Genomic DNA, 20,289 nt, shown 5'->3' with positions numbered 1-20,289 from the left:
AAAGAGAAGGGAGAAACAGAATTATGAAGAGTTTTGAGTATGTGATTACGGACGAGATTGGAATGCATGCAAGACCAGCCGGATTACTTGTAAAGGAGGCCGGTAAGTATACTTCAAAGATTGTGGTTAAGAAAGGAGAACGAGAGGCAGCTGGGACAAAGTTATTAGCCCTAATGAGCCTCGGTATTAAACAAAATGACTCTATCACCGTTGAAGTGGAGGGAGAAGACGAGGAAGCTGCAGTACAAGGAATGAAAGATTTTTTTGAAGGAAATTTGTAAAAAGAAAGATCATAATAGTGAAGGATTGTTACTTCGAAAGAAGGCAAAACCCGATTAAAGCAAAGCAGAAATATGCTTTGGATTTAATGTGGGTTTATTTTTTTTAAAAAGAAAAGGAGAGGCAGAGAAATGAACAAGTATGATGATTTGGCAAAAACAATCATAGAAAATGTTGGTGGGGAAGAAAACGTTAATAGCTTAACCCATTGTATAACCAGACTGCGATTTAAATTGAAAGATGAAAGCAAAGCAAATGATGAAGTATTAAAGTCAACAGAAGGTGTTGTTACTGTTATGAAAAGCGCAGGTCAATATCAGGTTGTAATAGGAAACAAGGTTCCCGAGGTATATGAGGCAGTTGCGGCTATAGGTGGTTTTAAGACGGCAAGTAATGAAACGACTCAAAAAATGGGGATAGGAGCAACGATTATTGATGCTATTTCAGGGATTTTCCAACCTATATTAGGGGTATTTTCAGCGGTTGGTATATTAAAAGGAATCTTAGCATTGCTGGTTTTTGTTGGAGTGTTAACAAATGAAAGTCCGACTTATCAGCTTCTTTATGCAATTGCAGATGGTTTCTTCTATTTTCTGCCAATTGTGTTAGGCTATACGGCATCAGAAAAGTTTAAGGGCAATAAATTTATTGGAATGGCAATAGCAGCAGCACTCTGCTATCCTGCAATGACTGCTTTGGCAACGGCAGAGCCCATAGGAGTACTGTTTGGAGGAACGATTTTTGAAACGGCTTATCAAAGCACATTTTTAGGAATCCCTCTTATCATACCGATGAGCGGATATCCATCAAGTGTAATTCCAATTATTGGAGCAGTTTTAGTTTCCGTTCAAATTGAGAAGTTTTGGAAGAAGGTTCTTCCAGAAGTTATAAAGACATTTTTTGTTCCATTACTGACCTTATTAATTATTGTACCTTTGACATACTTAGTAATTGGACCTATTATGAGTATCCTTTCTTCATTGATTTCAGCTTTGTTTGGTGTACTCTTTGACTTCAGCGGGATTTTGGCCGGAGTATTCTTAGGTGCGCTATGGCAAATTTTAGTAATCTTTGGACTTCATTGGGCGATTATCCCAATTGCAATTATGGAATTAGGAATGAATGGCTCCACAATGATTCTTAGTCCTATTTTTGCAGCATCCTTTGCACAATCAGCAGTAGTTCTTGGGATTATCATTAAAACAAAGGATAAAAAACTCAAAGATATTGCATTACCAGCATTTATATCCGGTATTTTCGGTGTAACAGAAGCCGCAATTTATGGAGTGACACTTCCAAAGAAAAAACCATTTGTTGTTTCTTGTATTGGAGCTGCAATTGGAGGGGGAATTATTGGATTTTCAGGAGCAGAACAAAATAATATTGGTGGTTTAGGAGTTTTTGGTTTACCTAGTTTTATCGAAGGAAACACAAAGAGTATTTCAGGTCTTTTGTGGGTAGTAGCAGCAACTGTGATTGCATCCGTAATCTCTTTTGTAATCACCATGGCAACTTATAAAGATGAGAATGAAGATAAAATAGTAGAAGCTGTTAAAGAAGACGGGAAAGAAGAAGTGTTTGTAAGCCCGATAAAGGGTAAAGTTTTAGACATTCGTGAGATTCCGGATGACGCCTTTGCAAGTGGAGCGTTAGGGCAAGGAGTTGGAATTAACCCTTCCGAGGGAAAAGTATATGCCCCTTGTGATGGGAAGGTTAGTATGGTGTTTAACACAAAACATGCCATTGGGCTAGAAAGCAATAAAGGTGCAGAAGTATTGATACATGTGGGAATTAATACCGTAAATCTGGATGGACTATACTTTGATGTAAAGGTAAAAGAAGGTGCCATTATTCGAAAAGGAGATTTGTTAATGGAGTTTGACTTAGAGGCTATAAAAAATGCAGGATATTCTGTTGTAACGCCTGTACTAATTACAAATACAGATGACTATCAGAATATAGAGTCAAATACCGGAACAAAGGTTGTTATGGGTGAAACAATTATTGCGATTGCTTAAAATGCTGAAAGGAGCTAAAAATGGGATTTAGAAAAGATTTTTTATGGGGTGGCGCAACAGCTGCCAATCAGTGTGAAGGTGGATACCAGGAGGGAGGACGTGGTCTTGCCAATGTGGATTTGATGCCAACGGGGGAAGACCGTTGGAAGATTGCAACTGGAGATATGAAACATGTTAAGCCAGATGAAAAATACTTTTATCCGGGGCATGAAGCAATTGACATGTACCATCATTATAAGGAAGATATTGCATTATTTGCAGAAATGGGATTTAAATGCTATCGCTTTTCTATTGCCTGGAGCAGAGTCTTTCCTCTTGGAACAGAGGAGAAAGCAAATGAAGAAGGACTAAAATTTTATGACGGGCTTATTGATGAATGTCTGAAATACAATATCAAACCCTTGGTTACCATTTGTCATTTTGATGTGCCAATGGGGCTTGTAGAAGCGTTTGGAGGCTGGAAAAGCCGAAAGATGATTGATGCTTTTGTAAAGTTTTCAAAGGTATTATTTGAAAGATATAAGGATAAAGTGGAATACTGGCTTACCTTTAACGAAATCAATATGATTTTACATGCACCTTTTATGGGAGCAGGTTTGGTTTTTAATGAAGAGGATAATCGGGAAGAAATGAAATATCAAGCTGCTCATTATGAGCTTGTAGCAAGTGCCAGGGTAACAAAGCTGGCGAAGGAAATTAATCCAAACTTCAAAATCGGATGCATGCTGGCTGCTGGAAACACTTATGCAAACACTTCGAATCCACAAGATGTATTTCAGTCTCTGGAAAAAGACCGGGAGAATTTCTTCTTTATCGATGTGCAGTCAAGAGGAGAGTACCCTGCCTATGCTCTTAAATTTTTTGAGAGAGAAAAAATTCATTTGGATTTTTTAATGGAAGACAAGAAGGTATTAAGAGAAAATACAGTTGATTTTATATCTTTTTCCTATTATTCTTCAAGACTTACCAGTGCAGATCCAGAGGTATCAAAATCAACAGAAGGAAATGTTTTTGCAACTTTGCGAAATCCTTATTTAAAAGCAAGTGAGTGGGGATGGCAAATAGACCCCTTAGGACTTCGTATCACGATGAATACTCTTTATGACCGTTACCAAAAACCACTTTTTATTGTAGAGAACGGATTAGGAGCAGTTGACATTCCGGATCAAAATGGAGAAATATGTGATGATTACCGCATAGAGTATCTGAAAGAACATATGAAAGCAATGAGAGATGCAGTTGATATTGATGGAGTAGAGTTGTGGGGGTATACTTCCTGGGGATGTATCGACTTGGTAAGTGCATCAACGGGGGAAATGAAGAAGCGTTATGGATTTATTTACGTGGACAGAGATAACGAAGGAAACGGAACTTTAAAGAGACAAAAGAAAAAATCTTTCCACTGGTATAAAGAAGTGATTCATTCAAATGGAGAAAACTTATGATTCGTATAGAAGGAAAAAGTATATGTAAAAAGGTGACAATGGGAAAGATATTTTTTTTGAAAAAGGAAGAGTCTATTGTACGCCGGGAAAAAGTTGAAAACATTGAAAAGGAAAAGAAACAATTCGATGCAAGTGTAGAAGAAGCCAGAGAACAACTGCTTTCTCTTTATGAAAAGGCGAAACGAGAGGTGGGGGAAGCAGAGGCGGCAATATTTGAAGTCCATACAATGATGCTGGAAGACCAGGATTATAAGGAGTCTATTTACAGCATCATTGAAAACCAACAGGTGTGTGCGGAATTTGCAGTAGCGGAAACAAGCAAGAACTTTTCCAGAATGTTTCGGGATATGAATGATGATTATATGAAAGAGAGAGGGTCAGATATTGAAGATATTTCCAACCGTATCATTCGTATTTTAGGAGGGGAAAAAGGAGATGAGGAGCAAATTACAGAGCCTGTTATCATAATGGCAAAAGATCTTGCGCCCAGTGAAACTGTTCAACTAAATAAAGAGATGCTTTTGGGATTTGTAACGGAAAAAGGGTCGGTAAATTCCCATACAGCAATATTGGCTAGAACAATGAATATACCAGCGCTCATTAATACAGAAATTCGGGAAGAATGGCATGGAGAAGTAGCCATCATCGATGGATATAAAGGAGAACTCATCATCAACCCTGATTCGGAGCGGATAAAAAAGGCTTATGAACAAATCGAAGAAGATCAGAATAAAGAGAGACGCTTAAAGGAGCTAAAGGGCAAGGAGAGTATCACCAAAAGTGGAAGAAAAGTTAATTTATATGCCAATATAGGAAATGTTGCAGACACTGGAAAGGTGCTTCAAAATGATGGGGAAGGAATTGGACTGTTTCGAAGTGAGTTTCTCTATTTAGAAGCCAAAGATTTTCCCACAGAGGAGGAGCAATTTACGGCCTATAAAGCTGTGGCGGAAAATATGGCTGGGAAGAAAGTGATTATCAGAACCCTTGATATTGGTGCAGATAAACAAGTGGATTACTTTCATTTGGAGAAGGAAGAAAATCCTGCTCTGGGATATCGGGCAATTCGGATTTGTTTGAAGGAACAGGAAATGTTTAAAACCCAGCTTCGTGCAATTTTAAGAGCCAGTGCATTTGGTAACATTTCCATTATGTTCCCAATGATTGTCTCCGTTGAGGAGCTCAGGCAGGCAAAAGAATTACTAGAGGAAGCAAAGCGTGAATTAGAAGAGGGAGGGATTCCCTTTAAAGAGATTGAAACAGGTGTAATGATTGAGACGCCTGCGGCAGTTATTATCAGTGATGAATTAGGAAAGGAAGCTGACTTTTTTAGTATTGGAACGAATGACTTAACCCAGTATACGTTAGCCGCTGACCGGCAAAATCCTATGTTGGATGAGAGTATGAATCCACGACATCCAGCAGTTCTAAAAATGATTGAAATGACAGCAGAAAGCGCTCATAGGAATCATATCTGGGTAGGGATTTGTGGAGAATTAGGTGCAGATATTGAGTTGACAGAGACATTTCTCAAATATGGTATAGATGAACTTTCAGTATCTCCAAGCCGGATTTTAGAAGTGAGAGAAAAAATACGCTCTCTAGAGTATTAGAGTATTGAAATTTTTCTACTTTTAAGATACACTACCAAAATAGTAGGAAAGGTGGAAAATGAATGGATACTCAAAAAAAGTATGTGCTTAACAATGGAGTTGAGATGCCAGTCTTGGGACTGGGCGTTTACAAAACAGAAGATGGCGAAGAAACAATACAATCAGTTCAATATGCTGTAGAAGCTGGGTACCGATTGATTGATACTGCTATGTTTTATGGAAATGAAAAAAGCGTAGGCAAAGGAATCAAACAATGCGGCGTGGCAAGAGAAGAAATTTTTGTTACCACAAAAGTTTGGAATGATGATGTTCGAGGCGGGAAGGTAAAAGAAGCTTTCGAAAGAAGCTTGGAGAACCTGGGTCTGGACTATCTGGATATGTACTTGATTCACTGGCCGGCAGAAGGATATCAGGAAGCTTGGAGGGTCTTGGAAGAATTATATGAAGAGAAGAGAATCCGAACCATTGGAGTAAGTAATTTTCAGGATTACCATATAGAGGAATTACTGAAATGTGCAAAAGTGGTTCCGGCAGTCAATCAAATAGAATGCCATCCAAGGCTGACTCAGGAGCCTCTCAGGAAGTATTTGAAATCAAAGAACATTTTGCCACAGGCATGGAGTCCTTTGGGAAGAAACAAAGATAATTTATTTGGAGAGGACATTTTAGTGGCTCTTTCTGAAAAATATGAAAAGACTCCGGCACAGATTATTCTTCGGTATGAAATTCAAAACGGAATCGCTGTGATTCCAAAGTCTGCGAAAAAGGAACGTATTATTTCTAATATTCAGGTGTTTGACTTTGAACTTAGTAAAGAGGATATGGAGAAAATTAGTAGCTTAAATCAGAATTTAAGAACGGGTCCAGACCCGGATTCTTTTGATTTTTAGTGGAGGATAACGGGATGATGTTAGAAAAGAAAGCAACGGAATTTATCGAGGAGTTATCTTCAAAAAATCCGGTTCCCGGAGGCGGAGGAGCATCGGCAGCAGTCGGTGCTTTAGGAGCGGCTCTTGGACTTATGGTAGGGAATTTGACAGTTGGAAAGAAGAAATATGCAGCAGTCGAAGAAGATGTTAAAAGTGCAATGGATCAGCTTCAGATTTTAAAGAAAAAAATGATCCATTTAACAGATGAAGATGCAAAGGTGTTTGAACCATTATCAAGAGCCTATGGTCTTCCGGCAAATACGGAAGAGGAAAAGGAAGAAAAGGCTAGAATTATGGAAGAAGCCCTATTGAATGCCACAACAGCACCATTGGCTATCATGGAAACAGCTCTTGAGATTGAAGAGTTGTTAGATGAACTAGGTGAAAAAGGAAGCGTTATGGCAATCAGTGATGTAGGCGTAGGAATTCTTTTTGCCCACAGTGCAGTGGAAGGCGCCTCCTTAAATGTCTTTATCAATACGAAGAGTATGAAAGATAAAGAAAAGGCCAGGGAACTTAATCTTTATGCGGAGAAAATCATACTAAAATCTGAAGAATTGAAAAAACAAATCTATCAGAAGGTATTAGGACAATTAAAATAGGAGGAATGAGAATGGCTGTAGTAATGAAGGGCATGGAAGTGGCAAAGTCCATGAAAAACGAATTAATCTTTCGTGTGGAAAAATTAAAGGAATCTGGAATTATTCCAAGTCTGGCAATTCTTAGAGTAGGAGAAAAAGAAGAAGACTTATCCTATGAAAGAGGTGCCAAAAAGAGACTGGAGGGTCTTGGAGTTGTGTGTGAAACAGCGGTTCTCCCCGAAGATGTAACACAGGAAGACTTTGAAAAAAAGTTTGATGAATTGAATGTATCCAATAAGGTTCATGGAATTCTGGTGTTTCAGCCATTGCCAAAGCATTTAAATATTGAGCCCGTTAAAGAGAGGATTCATCCACGAAAAGATGTAGATGGTATGAGTCCAGTTAACATGGGAAGAGTGTTTGCGAATGACAAGAAGGGAGTGGCTCCATGCACGCCTGCAGGAGTGATTGAGATGCTGAAGCATTTTGAAATTCCAATTGAAGGAAAAGAGGTTGTCATTGTAGGACGAAGCAGTGTGGTTGGGAAACCCCTTTCTATACTGTTTCTGCAGGAAAATGCCACGGTGACGATTTGCCATACCAGAACGAAGAATTTAGAAGACACATGTAAAGGAGCTGAAATATTGGTGGCTGCAGCAGGAGTGCCCAAAATGATAAAAGCTTCTATGGTGTCAGAAGGCTGTGTGGTTGTAGATGTGGGAATCAATGTAGACGAAGAAGGAAAGCTTTGTGGCGACGTAGACTACGAACAGGTAGAGCCATTGGCTTCATATATTAGTCCGACTCCAGGAGGAACCGGAAGTGTTACATCCTCTGTTTTAGCAAAACACGTAATAGAATCAGCAGAATCTTAAGAGAATCTTAAGATTCTTTTTCTTTGTGAAATGACTGTCAACTATGCAAATTGCTCAAAAGTATTGCCTTATTTTTCCAATCATTGTAGAATGTGCTTAGACAAAGAACTACTATGAACACAATACTATAATAGGTGTGGGAGAGAAGGAGGGTTTTTATGTTAGAGACATTAAATGAAGTGATTGGTAAAATTAATTCGGTCGTATGGGGATGGCCCATGATTATCTTATTACTGGGAACTCATGTGTTTATGACATTTCGATTGGGGTTCATTCAAATCAAATCTGTTACAAAGGGTATTAAGCTTTCTGTCACAAAAGATCCTGATGCAGAGGGAGAAGTTTCACAGTTCGGAGCGCTTACAACAGCTCTTGCCGCTACGATTGGGACGGGTAATATTATAGGAGTCGGTACGGCAATTGCTCTTGGTGGACCGGGAGCGGTACTGTGGTGTTGGTTAAGTGGTGTTTTCGGCATGGCAACGAAATATGCAGAATCACTAATTGCAGTTAAGTACAGAGTAAAAACGAAAGACGGACGTATGCAAGGTGGAGCAATGTATGCTCTTGAGCGTGGTCTTAATATGAAGTGGCTGGGTATGCTTTTTGCAATATTTGGTGGAATTGCATCCTTCGGTATTGGATGTGCGACTCAGGTAAATGCAATTGCAACAGTTGCAAAAGAAAACTTTAACGTTCCTCCGTTGGTGGTAGGACTTGTTGTTGCTTTTCTAACGGCAATCGTAATCTTTGGCGGAATCAAATCCATTGCAAAAGTTACAGAAAAGCTGGTTCCATTTATGGCAATTTTTTATGTGTTAGGCTGTTTGATTATTTTAATTATCAACTATGATTTCATTATCCCGGCAATTGGTGCTATTTGCACAGCAGCGTTTAAACCTTCTGCTTTTGCAGGTGGATTAGTGGGATCTGGTATTTTGATGGCAATGCGCTTTGGTGTTGCCCGTGGACTTTTCTCCAATGAATCTGGTATGGGTTCTGCTCCTATTGCAGCAGCAGCAGCTCAGACAAGGAATCCAGTCCGTCAGGCTCTTGTTTCTTCAACAGGTACGTTCTGGGATACGGTTATTGTTTGCTTGATGACAGGTCTTGTACTTGTTTCAACCATTATGAAAAATCCAACGATTAATGCAGATGAAATTCCAAATGGTGGTGTTTTAACATCCATGGCATTTAGTCAGATTCCTTATCTTGGACCAATCATCTTAACGCTTGGAATTATTTCCTTTGCTTATTCTACTGTACTTGGATGGGCATATTATGGAGAACGTTGTGTTGAGTATTTCGCAGGAAGCAAAGTATTAGTAGGATATAAGATTCTCTACATTGCTGTTGCAGCAATTGCGCCTATTGTAGCACTTGATATTGTATGGTTGATTGCAGATACATTGAACGCTTTAATGGCGATACCGAACCTGGTAGCAATCCTGCTCTTGTCCAATGTTATTGTGGCAGAAACGAAAAAATACATCAACAATTTGGACGAGAAAGATGATACACCTGTTCCAATCATTGAGGATTAAAGGTGTTGACAAATCTTTGGATTTGGAGTATCTTATGTATTAATAAAAGAAACCGATGAGAAAGAGTAGTAGATTTTCAGAAAATCATTTAAGAGAGCAGCAGGTGGTGGGATTGCTGTATGAGAAGAAGATTGAATGGACTTTTGAGGACCGCCTGAAATGGAAAGTATGGTGTGTCGGGAACCAAACCCGTTATCAATTTGGTATGTATGATTGTACATAAGCGAGTGGACATTTTGTCAATTTGAGTGGTACCGCGATAATAGTTAATTATTACCGCCTCAAACCTTTGGTTTGGGGCGGTTTTTTAGTATGAAAAAGAAAAGGAAGGTAAATGAAATATGAAAAAGAGATTCGTAGCAGGATTATTAGGAGTTGCATTAGTAGCAGGATTAGCAGTAGGTTGTCAGAAGCAAGAAACAAAAGAAGAGGGAAAGGAAAGCTATGAAATCGGTATTTCTCAGTTTGCAGAGCATGGTTCTTTGGATAACTGTAGAGAGGGTTTTTTAGCGGGCTTAAAAAAAGAAGGAATTGTTGAAGGAGAAAACTTAACAGTTCAATATAAAAACGGACAAGCAGATATGGGTGTTGTATCCCAAATTTCAGACGGATTTGTGTCGGGTAAAGTGGATATGGTTTGTGCCATTGCAACACCTAGTGCACAAAGTGCTTATAATGCGGCAATGGATACAGATATTCCGGTGGTTTACACAGCAGTAACGGATCCTGTAGCGGCAGAACTGTCAGATGCAGATGGCAATGGAGTGGGAGAAGTAACTGGAACCTCAGATCAGCTTCCGGTAAAAGAGCAGTTGGAGATGATTCGTGAGATTTTACCAAAAGCAAAGACGATTGGAATTATGTATACAACAAGTGAGGCGAATTCTGTGGCAGCAATTGAAGAATATAAAGAGCTGGCACCAGAGTTTGATTTTGAAATAAAAGAGGTGGGAGTGAATAATACTTCGGAGGTTGCTCTTGCGACAGAAACTTTACTTACAGGGATAGACTGTGTGTCGAATCTAACAGATAATACAGTAGTTGCATCCCTTCCAGGGATATTGGATAAGGCAAATGCGAAAAACATTCCGGTGTTTGGAAGTGAAATTGAACAAGTTAAGATTGGCTGCCTTGCAGCACAGGGGATTGACTATATAGCTCTTGGAGAACAAACAGGGGTAATGGCGGCAAAGATACTAAAGGGAGAGGAAAAAGCCTCTGGAATACCATTCGAGACAATTTCAGAACCAGGGTTTTATGTAAATTTGGAGGTTTCCAAAAATCTTGATATTAAAATCAGTAATGAATTGATGGATACAGCAGTAGAAAGCTTTGAAAGTATTGAGGTGAAGTAAATGAGTTTTTTGATATCCATATTAGAGCAAGGACTAATTTATGGGATTTTAGGGTTGGGGGTTTATATCACCTATAAGATATTGGATTTTCCTGATTTGACAGTGGATGGAAGTTTTCCGTTGGGAGCAGCTGTAACGGCACTTTTGATTACGAAGGGAGTAAATCCTTTTGTAACACTGCCGATAGCATTTTTAGTTGGAATGTGCGCCGGGGCGGTTACTGGACTGATTCATGTGAAAGCCAAAGTAAGAGACTTGTTATCGGGAATTATTATGATGACAGCGCTTTGGTCTGTAAACTTGTATATTGCTGGAACATCAAATGTTCCTTTGTTTTCTCAAAACAGTATTTTCAAAGGAAATGCTTTAGTGGAAGCGTTGCCAAAAGGAATCAAACCGTATGCAACACTTTTGATTATTTTTGTGATTGCAGCGGTTAGTAAGGTTTTGCTGGATCTGTATCTCAAAACAAAATCAGGACTTTTACTGCGGGGAGTGGGGGATAATGATGTTTTAGTTACATCTCTTGCAAAGGATCAAGGAAATGTGAAAATCTTAGGACTTGCTATTTCAAATGGATTGGTTGCTTTGGCGGGATGCATTTTCGCACAGGAAGAACGCCTTTTTGAGATTTCTATGGGAACGGGAAGTATGGTAATTGGCTTAGCGAGTGTTATTATAGGGACAAGTCTGTTAAAGAAATTGACCTTTATAAAAGCGACTTTAGCTGTATTTGCAGGCTCCATTATTTATAAAGCATGTGTGGCAGTAGCCCTTGCGAAATTTGATCCAAAGGCAAAGAATTTTATTACAGCGATTTTGTTCCTTGTGGTATTGGTTTTATCCATGGATCGAAAGGCAAAGGTGAAAAAGAATGCTTGAAATGAAAAATATATCAAAATACTATAATCCGGGCACAGTAAATGAAATGTGTCTTTTTGAGGATTTTAATCTTAAAATTGAAGAGGGAGAATTTTTATCCATTGTTGGAAGTAATGGTTCGGGAAAAACCTCTCTGTTAAACATTATTTGTGGAAGTATTCCCTTAGAAGACGGGCAGATTTATGTGAATGGAAAGAATATATCGAAAGAAAAGGAATACAAAAGAAATCAAATGATAGGAAGGGTATATCAAAACCCATCCTTAGGAACCTGCCCTAATATGACTATTTTAGAGAATATGTCTTTGGCAGATAATAAAGGAAAAATATATGGCTTATCAAGAGGAACAAATAAAGCCAGAACCCCCTATTATCAAGAACTTCTTCAACAGTTAAGTCTTGGGCTGGAAGATAAGTTGAATACAAAGGTAGGGGCTTTGTCTGGAGGGCAAAGACAGGCTATGGCTCTTTTAATGGCGACTATGTCACCCATTGAATTTTTGATTTTGGATGAGCATACTGCGGCTCTGGATCCAAAGACAGCAGAATTAATTATGGAGCTTACGGATAAAATTGTTAGAGAAAAAAAGTTAACGACAATCATGGTCACTCATAATTTACGTTATGCAATTGAATATGGAAATCGCTTGATTATGATGCACCAGGGAGAGGTGGTTTTGGATAAAAAAGGCAAGGAAAAAGAGGAAGAATCCATTGAAAATCTCCTGGATAAATTTAATGCAATAAGCATTGAGTGTGGAAATTAAAATATAGATTGACGTTGCTCCTGGTCAGTGGTAATATAATTTTATTAGGCACACGATATAGTGATTTGGGGAGTGTCTTATAACTAAATATTGTTGTTGAAGGAGCATATAGAAATGTTGGAAAAAGAAGTTAAAGTCGTAAAAAAAGACGGAACAAAAGAAGATTTTAATGTCCAAAAGGTAGTGGTTGCTGTTAATAAGAGTGCATATAGGGCATTAATCAGATTTACTGATGAAGAAATAGGATTTATCTGTAAATTTGTTGAAGAAAAAATTGATAGCATGAACGAAGAAAATATTCCCATCGCAGAGATGCATAATGTGGTTGAAGGAGCTTTGGAAAGAGTAAATTCTGTTGTGGCAAAAAGCTATCGTGATTATCGAAATTACAAACAAGACTTTGTTCAAATGTTAGATGGTGTATATAAAAAGAGTCAATCGATTATGTACATTGGTGACAAAGAAAACAGTAATACAGACAGTGCTTTAGTCTCCACAAAAAGGAGTCTTATTTTTAATGAGCTTAATAAGGAGCTCTATAAGAAATTTTTCCTGACAGTCGAGGAAATTCAGGCCATACGTGAAGGATATATTTACATTCATGATATGTCAGCAAGAAGAGACACCATGAATTGCTGCCTTTTTGATGTAAAGAGTGTCTTAAGTGGTGGGTTTGAAATGGGAAATCTCTGGTATAATGAACCGAAAACATTGGATACGGCCTTTGATGTTATTGGAGATATTGTGTTAAGTGCTGCCAGTCAACAGTATGGCGGATTTACGGTACCGAGTGTGGATGAAATTTTGGAGCCATATGCTAAGAAATCTCATAAGAGACTTCTTGAGAAATATTACGGATTAGGAATTGACAAAGATAAAGCAGAAGAAATTGCATGGTCTGATTTGGAAAAAGAAATGGAACAAGGATTCCAGGGCTGGGAATACAAATTTAACTCCGTATCCTCCAGTAGAGGGGATTACCCCTTTATAACGGTAACGGCAGGTACCGTAACCAGTAAATATGGAAAGCTTGCTACAATAAAAATGTTGGAAGTAAGAAAAGAAGGCCAAGGAAAGAAAGGGCATAAAAAGCCGGTATTATTCCCTAAAATCGTATTCTTATATGATGAGAATCTTCATGGCCCGGGAAAAGAACTGGAAGATGTTTTTCAGGCAGGAATTGAGTGTTCTGCAAAAACAATGTATCCGGACTGGTTGAGTTTAACTGGAGATGGATACGTTGCAAGTATGTATAAAAAGTATAAGAAAATTATCAGTCCTATGGGATGTCGTGCATTTTTATCACCATGGTATGAAAAGGGTGGTATGGAGCCGGCAGATTCAGAGGATGTACCGGTATTTGTGGGTCGTTTTAACATTGGAGCAATCAGTCTGCATCTTCCTATGATTTATGCGAAAGCAAAGCAAGAAGGTAAAGATTTCTACGAAGTGTTGGATTATTATCTGGAGCTTATCCGCCAACTACACATCCGGACCTATGATTATTTGGGAGAAATGCGGGCTTCCACAAATCCATTGGCTTACTGTGAAGGTGGATTCTACGGTGGCAATCTGGGATTGTACGATAAAATCAAGCCTCTTCTTAAAACGGCGACAGCCTCTTTTGGGATTACAGCATTAAATGAGCTGCAGCAGCTTCATAATAAGAAATCTTTAGTGGAAGATGGAGCTTTTGCAGTAGAGACAATGAACCATATTAATGAAAAGGTTCAAGAATTTAAAGAGGCGGATCAGAGGCTGTATGCAATTTACGGAACACCGGCAGAAAACCTCTGTGGTGTACAGGTAAAACAATTCCGTAATAAATATGGAATCATTGAAAATGTTTCGGATAAAGAATATATTAGCAATAGCTTTCACTGCCATGTATCAGAGGATATTACACCGATACAAAAGCAGGATTTGGAAGGGCGGTTCTGGGAGCTTTGCAATGGTGGGAAAATTCAGTATGTAAAGTATCCAATCAGCTATAACCAAAAAGCAATTGAGACATTGATACGACGAGCAATGAAGAAAGGATATTACGAAGGGGTGAATCTTTCGTTGTCCTACTGTGATGATTGTGGCCATGAGGAGCTTTCAATGGATGTTTGCCCAAGTTGTGGCAGTAAAAATCTGACCAAAATTGATCGTATGAACGGTTATTTATCCTATTCCCGTGTAAAAGGGGATACCCGTCTCAACGATGCGAAAATGGCAGAAATAGCGGAAAGGGTTAGTATGTAACATGCGTTATCATAATATTACAAAAGACGATATGCTAAACGGAGAGGGCCTGCGAGTGGTGTTGTGGGTGGCGGGATGCGCACATGCATGTTATGGATGCCACAATCCTGTAACCTGGGATCCAAATGGAGGTTTGGCATTTGATACAATTGCGAAAGAAGAAGTGTTTGATGAATTAGACAAGGATTATGTGGCAGGAATCACATTTTCTGGTGGTGATCCTCTTCATAAAGCAAATGTGGAAGGGGTTACGAACCTGGCAAGAGAAATTAAAAGACGTTATCCTAAAAAGACCATATGGCTCTATACAGGAAGTACGTGGGCTGAAGTTTCAGATTTGGAAGTTATGCAGTACGTTGATGTACTGGTGGATGGTAAATTTGAACTGGAGAAAAAAGATGCTTCTCTTCACTGGAAGGGAAGCAGTAATCAAATGATTATTGACGTACAACAAACGTTAGAATTAGGAATGGTGGTATTATATGACTAAAAGAATTGCGCAATTTCATAAAGTAAGCCTTGAACAATTTAAAGAAGGAATGCGAGATGTATTCGGTCCGCTTGAAGAAAAAGAAATTGAAGACATATATCAAAAGATTCAACTGCCTAAAAGAGCGACGGCGGGATCAGCAGGTTATGATTTTTTTACTCCGGTTCCAATTGTTTTACACCCTGGAAAAACGGTGAAAATACCAACTGGAATTCGTGTGGAAATGCAAGAAAACTGGGTGCTTAAATGTTATCCCAGAAGCGGTCTTGGATTTAAATACAGGCTTCAGCTTAATAATACAGTAGGAATCATTGACAGTGATTATTTCTATTCCGATAATGAGGGACATATTTTTGCGAAAATAACCAATGACAGCAATGAAGGCAAGATACTGGAAATCGAAACCGGTTCCGGTTTTATGCAAGGAATATTTGTAGAATATGGGATTACTTTAGATGATGATGTCGTAACAAAAAGAAATGGTGGATTTGGAAGTACCTCATAGGTTGTTTTGTCTAATACTATTCTTGTAATCTAAAATGGAAAGTGATATGATATTTCAGATGGAATAGGAGGATAATGAAATGAGCAATTATACAATTACAGCAAACAGTACAGTTGACTTGCCAAAGGAGTGGTTAGAAGAACGAAATATTGTAACCATTCCCTTGCATTACGAACTGGATGGAAAAATATATAAAGACAAAGAAGGGCTGTCTCCGGCAGAATTTTTTGAAAAGCTAAGAGATGGAAAGCAGGCAAAGACATCCCAGGTAAACCCGGATGAAGCAAAAGCTTATTTTGAACCGATTTTAAAAGAAGGAACTGATATTTTGCACCTTGGATTTTCTTCTGGCTTAAGTGGAACTTATAACAGTATGCGAATCGCAGGGGAAGAGCTGCAGGAAAAATATCCTGAAAGAAAGATTATTGTGATTGATTCTTTGTGTGCGTGCTTAGGTGAAGGACTATTGCTCTATAAAGCCTTACAAAAACAAAAAGAAGGCTTGAGTATAGAAGAGCTTGCCCAATGGGTAGAAGAGAATAAGCTGCACATTTGCCACAATGTAACAGTAGATGATTTGCATCATCTGCACAGAGGTGGAAGGGTGTCAAAAGCGACTGCTGTAATCGGAAGTGCAATTCAGATTAAACCAATGATTACTGTAGATAATGAAGGAAAATTGGTTGTATGCGGAAAAAAACGAGGCAGAAAAAATGCCTTGCATCATTTAGTTGATATGTCTGTTGAAAAAGCAGGAAACTGGGAAAATGATATGATTATGGTTACTCATGGAGACTGTATAGATGATGCAAAGTATGTTGCAGAAATTGCAAAAGAAAAACTCGGCGCAAAAGAAGTGCTGATTAACGATATTGGATCGGTAATTGGTGGTCATACAGGGCCGGGAGTAGTTGCAATCTTCCATATGGGAGAAAAACGGTAATAAAGTGATTGACAAAGCAAGTGGGTATGTGATATATTAACACTTGCGTAATGCAAAAACAAAGCAGAGTATCCGCTCTCACCATAGCACAATTGAGTGACTATGCGTATCATAACAACGATGAAGACCATTTGGTCTCCTTGTGATATTTATGTGGATAGCTCATGCTGTCCACTTTTTTATATTGAATAATAAACGGAGGTATACGACAATTAGCGATTTAATGATTAACGGTCAGATTAGGGACAAAGAAGTACGATTGATTGGAGAAAGCGGAGAGCAACTTGGTATTATGTCATCAAAAGATGCATATAAGCTTGCTCAGGATGCAGAATTGGATTTAGTGAAGATTTCACCAAAAGCGCAGCCACCTGTGTGTAAGATCATTGATTATGGAAAATATAAGTATGAGCTTGCCCGCAAGGAAAAAGAAGCAAAGAAGAAACAAAAAACAGTTGAACTTAAGGAAGTACGTCTTTCACCCAATATTGAAACGAACGACTTAAACACAAAAATCAATAATGCCAAGAAGTTTATTAGCAAAGGGAATAAGGTGAAGGTTACTCTTCGTTTCAGAGGTCGGGAGATGGCTCATGCAATGCAAAGTAAACGTGTATTGGATGATTTTGCGAAGCAGCTGGAAGACATAGCTGTCATCGAAAAGCCTGCTAAAATGGAAGGAAGAAGTATGAGCATGGTTTTAACTGAAAAACGTTAAAATATATTTGGAGAAACATTAAGGAGGAGTTAACAATGCCAAAGATTAAGACAAATAGAGCCGCTGCAAAGCGTTTCAAAAAGACAGGTACAGGAAAATTAAAGAGAAATAAAGCTTATAAAAGCCATATCTTAACTAAGAAATCTACAAAGAGAAAAAGAAATCTTAGAAAGTCTATCATTACAGACGAATCCAATGTAAAGAACATGAAGAAAGTATTACCATACCTGTAAATCAGGTTCGTGATGAAGGAGGAAATAAGACATGGCAAGAATTAAAGGCGGTATGAACGCTAAGAAAAAACACAATAGAGTATTAAAATTAGCAAAAGGTTATAGAGGAGCACGTTCAAAGCAATACAGAGTTGCAAAACAATCTGTAATGAGAGCGTTAACATCTTCATATGCTGGTAGAAAGCAAAGAAAACGTCAGATGCGTACACTTTGGATTGCACGTATCAACGCAGCAGCAAGAATGAATGGATTATCTTACAGCAAATTTATGCATGGACTGAAGTTGGCTGAAATCGATATGAACAGAAAGATGTTAGCAGAACTTGCAGTAAATGATAAAGAAGGATTCAAGTCTTTAGCAGAACTTGCAAAAGCAAAAGTAGCATAGTGTTTGACAAAAGATGGTCGTTATTCTAAAATTTAGAATAACGACTTTTTATAATGAAAGAAAAGAGAAAATGAAGGGCAGACGAGAAGAGATATGACAGGAATTGGAACGTTGGTAAATGCAGGGGCAGTTGTAGCTGGTGGTATAGTGGGTTTGTTACTTAGAAAAGGACTGACAAAGAGGTTTCAGCAGATTATTTTACAAGGAATTGGATTATCTGTAATTTTTATTGGTATTTCTGGAGCTATGGAGTTTATGGTAGGGGGAAGCGGTTCCTTTGCGAAAGGTCTGCCTATGTTGGTAGTTGTTTCGATGGTACTGGGGGGCTGGATTGGAGAGGCGTTGCAGATCGAAGGACGATTTGAACAGATGGGTGATTTTCTGAGACGTAAGATGGGAGATGAAAGAGACTCACTCTTTGTAGAAGGATTTTTAATTGCAACAATGACAATCTGTGTGGGGGCGATGGCTATAGTAGGAGCTTTACAAGATGGACTGCAAGGAGATCCTACCATGCTTTATACGAAAGCAATTTTAGATGGAGTTATCTTAATTATTTTGACTTCTTCTTACGGAAAAGGAGCAATTTTCTCCGTGATACCACTTGTGGTTTTACAGGGAAGTATCACATTTTTTGCGAAAATAATACAAAAAGTTTTGACTCAGCCGATGATAGACAGCATATCGGTAACGGGCTCTATGATGATTTTTTGTATTGGAGTGAATTTGATGTTTGATAAGAAAATAAAGGTGGCAAACTTACTGCCTGGACTGCTGGTGGCAATCCTTTACACAGCCATTTTTTTATCTTGACAAGGTGGATAATAATTGATATGATTAAAAAACAGAACGCACTCTGTTTTTAAAAGAAAAGGTATGAGGTGTTTTATGCAAAGAGTATATTCGTTATTAGTAGACAATACCCCCGGTGTTCTCAGTCGAATTGCCGGATTGTTCAGCAGAAGAGGCTATAGTATTGATAGTATTACAGCTGGAGTTACTGCGGATCCCAGATATACAAGAATTACAATTGTAGCAAGTGGGGATGAACAGATTTTAGAGCAAATTGAGAAGCAGGTAAGAAAGCTTGAGGATGTAATAGACATTAAGGTTTTGGAAGAAAACAGGAGTGTTTATCGAGAGCTGATCATGGTTAAGATACGTGCAAATGCATCTCAAAGAAGTGAAATCATCTCGATAACAGAGATTTTTAGAGCTAAAATCGTAGATGTAGAGGATGAATCTGTGATGGTTGAGCTTACAGGAGCCCAGTCAAAATTGGATGCATTTTTAAAACTGGTGAATGGCTATGAAATTTTGGAATTAGCTCGTACCGGCATCACTGGCTTGTCAAGAGGAAGCGAGGGTGTAGCATTTATTGATTAAATGTGAATCCTTAATTATATTATTTTAAGTTACGAATTCAGGAGGAAAAAATGGAAGCAAAAATCTATTATCAAGAAGACTGTGATTTATCACTATTGGATGGGAAAACCGTTGCAATTATCGGTTATGGAAGCCAAGGACATGCACATGCATTGAACCTAAAAGAGTCTGGCGTAAAAGCAATTATTGGACTTTACGAAGGCAGTAAATCATGGAAGAGAGCAGAAGAACAAGGATTGGAAGTGTATACAGCAGCTGAGGCAGCAAAAAAAGCTGATGTTATCATGATTCTTATCAATGATGAGAAGCAATCTGCAATGTACAAAAAAGATATTGAGCCAAACTTAGAGGAAGGAAACATGTTAATGTTTGCTCATGGATTTGCAATTCACTTCGGTCAAATTGTACCACCAACAAATGTGGATGTATGTATGATTGCACCAAAAGCACCTGGACATACTGTAAGAAGCGAATATGTTGCAGGAAAAGGAACACCTTGTCTTGTGGCTGTAGAGCAAGATTATACAGGAAAAGCTTTGGATAAGGCATTGGCGTATGCCCAAGGAATTGGTGGAGCAAGAGCAGGAGTTTTGGAAACAACCTTTAGAACCGAAACGGAAACCGACCTTTTTGGAGAACAAGCAGTATTGTGTGGTGGTGTAAGTGCTTTGATGCAAGCTGGATATGAGACTTTAGTAGAAGCTGGATACGATCCAAGAAATGCATACTTTGAGTGTATTCATGAAATGAAGTTGATTGTAGATTTGATTTATGAATCAGGATTCGAAGGAATGCGCTATTCCGTATCGAATACAGCAGAGTACGGAGATTATATTACAGGACCTAAAATTATCACTGAAGATACCAAGAAAGCAATGAAGAAAGTTCTTACTGATATTCAAGATGGAACATTTGCAAAAGATTTCTTGTTGGATATGTCTAAAGCAGGTGGACAAGCACACTTTAGAGCAATGAGAAAGCTTGCAGTGGAGCATCCATCTGAAAAAGTTGGACAGGAAATCCGTAAGTTGTATAGCTGGAGTGATAAAGATAAACTTATCAATAACTAGTGCATATAGAACAAGATCATTT

21 protein-coding genes and 1 other annotated feature are annotated in these 20,289 nt (G+C 38.4%); all 21 genes read left to right on the top strand.

Translation table 11 applies throughout. From position 1 onward, the window contains the following. Positions 1–23: 23 nt before the first annotated feature. The 21 genes from NHH15_RS02090 to ilvC all read left to right on the top strand — a co-directional run bounded on the left by NHH15_RS02090 (position 24) and on the right by ilvC (position 20,267). Entirely contained in the window at positions 24–281 is a 258-nt protein-coding gene (locus NHH15_RS02090; RefSeq protein ID WP_262064984.1) for an HPr family phosphocarrier protein, read from the top strand. 129 nt (positions 282–410) lie between these two features. Beyond that, on the top strand, positions 411–2,297 hold the full coding sequence (locus NHH15_RS02085; protein ID WP_262064983.1) for a beta-glucoside-specific PTS transporter subunit IIABC: 1,887 nt from the start codon (positions 411–413) through the stop codon (positions 2,295–2,297). A gap of 20 nt (positions 2,298–2,317) precedes the next feature. Continuing rightward, complete coding sequence (locus tag NHH15_RS02080; protein ID WP_262064982.1) at positions 2,318–3,742, top strand: 6-phospho-beta-glucosidase; 1,425 nt, start codon at positions 2,318–2,320, stop codon at positions 3,740–3,742. Continuing rightward, positions 3,739–5,355: a phosphoenolpyruvate--protein phosphotransferase gene (gene ptsP / locus NHH15_RS02075; protein WP_262064981.1), complete on the top strand. Its 1,617-nt coding sequence runs from the start codon at positions 3,739–3,741 to the stop codon at positions 5,353–5,355. The genes NHH15_RS02080 and ptsP overlap by 4 nt, the downstream gene beginning before the upstream one ends. Positions 5,356–5,417: 62 nt before the next feature. Further along, positions 5,418–6,245 carry an aldo/keto reductase gene (locus NHH15_RS02070; protein WP_262064980.1) on the top strand — a complete coding sequence of 276 codons (828 nt, stop codon included), beginning with the start codon at positions 5,418–5,420 and terminating at the stop codon, positions 6,243–6,245. Between the two features lie 14 nt (positions 6,246–6,259). Further along, the gene (locus NHH15_RS02065) at positions 6,260–6,886 is read left to right on the top strand and encodes a cyclodeaminase/cyclohydrolase family protein (protein WP_262064979.1); all 627 of its coding nucleotides are present in this window, start codon (positions 6,260–6,262) and stop codon (positions 6,884–6,886) included. Positions 6,887–6,897: 11 nt separating this feature from the next. Further along, positions 6,898–7,740 (top strand): bifunctional 5,10-methylenetetrahydrofolate dehydrogenase/5,10-methenyltetrahydrofolate cyclohydrolase, encoded by an 843-nt coding sequence (locus NHH15_RS02060; RefSeq protein WP_262064978.1) that lies wholly within the window; start codon positions 6,898–6,900, stop codon positions 7,738–7,740. A 158-nt stretch (positions 7,741–7,898) separates the two neighbouring features. Beyond that, positions 7,899–9,284 carry an alanine/glycine:cation symporter family protein gene (locus NHH15_RS02055; RefSeq protein WP_262064977.1) on the top strand — a complete coding sequence of 462 codons (1,386 nt, stop codon included), beginning with the start codon at positions 7,899–7,901 and terminating at the stop codon, positions 9,282–9,284. 46 nt (positions 9,285–9,330) lie between these two features. Then, positions 9,331–9,571: a binding site (T-box leader), on the top strand. Positions 9,572–9,625: 54 nt separating this feature from the next. Beyond that, a complete protein-coding gene (locus tag NHH15_RS02050; protein WP_262064976.1) occupies positions 9,626–10,639 on the top strand; it encodes an ABC transporter substrate-binding protein in 1,014 nt (337 codons plus the stop codon). Then, positions 10,640–11,521 (top strand): ABC transporter permease, encoded by an 882-nt coding sequence (locus tag NHH15_RS02045; RefSeq protein WP_262064975.1) that lies wholly within the window; start codon positions 10,640–10,642, stop codon positions 11,519–11,521. After that, complete coding sequence (locus tag NHH15_RS02040; RefSeq protein WP_262064974.1) at positions 11,514–12,287, top strand: ABC transporter ATP-binding protein; 774 nt, start codon at positions 11,514–11,516, stop codon at positions 12,285–12,287. The genes NHH15_RS02045 and NHH15_RS02040 overlap by 8 nt, the downstream gene beginning before the upstream one ends. 114 nt (positions 12,288–12,401) lie before the next feature. After that, positions 12,402–14,534, top strand: a complete 2,133-nt coding sequence (gene nrdD / locus NHH15_RS02035) for an anaerobic ribonucleoside-triphosphate reductase (RefSeq protein ID WP_262064973.1) — start codon at positions 12,402–12,404, stop codon at positions 14,532–14,534. A 1-nt stretch (position 14,535) separates the two neighbouring features. Then, positions 14,536–15,024, top strand: a complete 489-nt coding sequence (nrdG, locus tag NHH15_RS02030) for an anaerobic ribonucleoside-triphosphate reductase activating protein (RefSeq protein ID WP_262064972.1) — start codon at positions 14,536–14,538, stop codon at positions 15,022–15,024. Continuing rightward, positions 15,017–15,529 carry a dCTP deaminase/dUTPase family protein gene (locus tag NHH15_RS02025; RefSeq protein ID WP_262064971.1) on the top strand — a complete coding sequence of 171 codons (513 nt, stop codon included), beginning with the start codon at positions 15,017–15,019 and terminating at the stop codon, positions 15,527–15,529. Before nrdG ends, NHH15_RS02025 begins: the two co-directional genes overlap by 8 nt. 79 nt (positions 15,530–15,608) lie before the next feature. Further along, complete coding sequence (locus NHH15_RS02020) at positions 15,609–16,472, top strand: DegV family protein (RefSeq protein WP_262064970.1); 864 nt, start codon at positions 15,609–15,611, stop codon at positions 16,470–16,472. 223 nt (positions 16,473–16,695) lie between these two features. Next, a complete protein-coding gene (gene infC, locus NHH15_RS02015) occupies positions 16,696–17,190 on the top strand; it encodes a translation initiation factor IF-3 (protein WP_262064969.1) in 495 nt (164 codons plus the stop codon). Between the two features lie 35 nt (positions 17,191–17,225). Beyond that, positions 17,226–17,423, top strand: a complete 198-nt coding sequence (rpmI, locus tag NHH15_RS02010; protein ID WP_172496003.1) for a 50S ribosomal protein L35 — start codon at positions 17,226–17,228, stop codon at positions 17,421–17,423. 31 nt (positions 17,424–17,454) lie between these two features. Beyond that, complete coding sequence (gene rplT, locus NHH15_RS02005; protein ID WP_262064968.1) at positions 17,455–17,811, top strand: 50S ribosomal protein L20; 357 nt, start codon at positions 17,455–17,457, stop codon at positions 17,809–17,811. 93 nt (positions 17,812–17,904) lie between these two features. Next, entirely contained in the window at positions 17,905–18,624 is a 720-nt protein-coding gene (locus tag NHH15_RS02000) for a DUF554 domain-containing protein (RefSeq protein ID WP_262064967.1), read from the top strand. A 75-nt stretch (positions 18,625–18,699) separates the two neighbouring features. Then, the gene (ilvN, locus tag NHH15_RS01995) at positions 18,700–19,197 is read left to right on the top strand and encodes an acetolactate synthase small subunit (protein ID WP_262064966.1); all 498 of its coding nucleotides are present in this window, start codon (positions 18,700–18,702) and stop codon (positions 19,195–19,197) included. A 50-nt stretch (positions 19,198–19,247) separates the two neighbouring features. Continuing rightward, entirely contained in the window at positions 19,248–20,267 is a 1,020-nt protein-coding gene (ilvC, locus tag NHH15_RS01990; RefSeq protein WP_262064965.1) for a ketol-acid reductoisomerase, read from the top strand. The last annotated feature ends 22 nt before the right edge of the window (positions 20,268–20,289 follow it).

The organism is Aequitasia blattaphilus, assembly GCF_024721305.1.
Lineage (GTDB): Bacteria > Bacillota > Clostridia > Lachnospirales > Lachnospiraceae > Aequitasia > Aequitasia blattaphila.
Note: the sequence above shows the minus strand (reverse complement) of the source record. Positions and strands in the feature narration are given on the sequence as shown.

Bases quoted from the DNA above. Each gene is read 5' to 3' on its own strand.
- NHH15_RS02090 (WP_262064984.1), top strand. From the start codon at position 24: ATGAAGAGTTTTGAGTATGTGATTACGGACGAGATTGGAATGCATGCA.
- NHH15_RS02085 (WP_262064983.1), top strand. From the start codon at position 411: ATGAACAAGTATGATGATTTGGCAAAAACAATCATAGAAAATGTTGGT.
- NHH15_RS02080 (WP_262064982.1), top strand. From the start codon at position 2,318: ATGGGATTTAGAAAAGATTTTTTATGGGGTGGCGCAACAGCTGCCAAT.
- ptsP (WP_262064981.1), top strand. From the start codon at position 3,739: ATGATTCGTATAGAAGGAAAAAGTATATGTAAAAAGGTGACAATGGGA.
- NHH15_RS02070 (WP_262064980.1), top strand. From the start codon at position 5,418: ATGGATACTCAAAAAAAGTATGTGCTTAACAATGGAGTTGAGATGCCA.
- NHH15_RS02065 (WP_262064979.1), top strand. From the start codon at position 6,260: ATGATGTTAGAAAAGAAAGCAACGGAATTTATCGAGGAGTTATCTTCA.
- NHH15_RS02060 (WP_262064978.1), top strand. From the start codon at position 6,898: ATGGCTGTAGTAATGAAGGGCATGGAAGTGGCAAAGTCCATGAAAAAC.
- NHH15_RS02055 (WP_262064977.1), top strand. From the start codon at position 7,899: ATGTTAGAGACATTAAATGAAGTGATTGGTAAAATTAATTCGGTCGTA.
- NHH15_RS02050 (WP_262064976.1), top strand. From the start codon at position 9,626: ATGAAAAAGAGATTCGTAGCAGGATTATTAGGAGTTGCATTAGTAGCA.
- NHH15_RS02045 (WP_262064975.1), top strand. From the start codon at position 10,640: ATGAGTTTTTTGATATCCATATTAGAGCAAGGACTAATTTATGGGATT.
- NHH15_RS02040 (WP_262064974.1), top strand. From the start codon at position 11,514: ATGCTTGAAATGAAAAATATATCAAAATACTATAATCCGGGCACAGTA.
- nrdD (WP_262064973.1), top strand. From the start codon at position 12,402: ATGTTGGAAAAAGAAGTTAAAGTCGTAAAAAAAGACGGAACAAAAGAA.
- nrdG (WP_262064972.1), top strand. From the start codon at position 14,536: ATGCGTTATCATAATATTACAAAAGACGATATGCTAAACGGAGAGGGC.
- NHH15_RS02025 (WP_262064971.1), top strand. From the start codon at position 15,017: ATGACTAAAAGAATTGCGCAATTTCATAAAGTAAGCCTTGAACAATTT.
- NHH15_RS02020 (WP_262064970.1), top strand. From the start codon at position 15,609: ATGAGCAATTATACAATTACAGCAAACAGTACAGTTGACTTGCCAAAG.
- infC (WP_262064969.1), top strand. From the start codon at position 16,696: ATGATTAACGGTCAGATTAGGGACAAAGAAGTACGATTGATTGGAGAA.
- rpmI (WP_172496003.1), top strand. From the start codon at position 17,226: ATGCCAAAGATTAAGACAAATAGAGCCGCTGCAAAGCGTTTCAAAAAG.
- rplT (WP_262064968.1), top strand. From the start codon at position 17,455: ATGGCAAGAATTAAAGGCGGTATGAACGCTAAGAAAAAACACAATAGA.
- NHH15_RS02000 (WP_262064967.1), top strand. From the start codon at position 17,905: ATGACAGGAATTGGAACGTTGGTAAATGCAGGGGCAGTTGTAGCTGGT.
- ilvN (WP_262064966.1), top strand. From the start codon at position 18,700: ATGCAAAGAGTATATTCGTTATTAGTAGACAATACCCCCGGTGTTCTC.
- ilvC (WP_262064965.1), top strand. From the start codon at position 19,248: ATGGAAGCAAAAATCTATTATCAAGAAGACTGTGATTTATCACTATTG.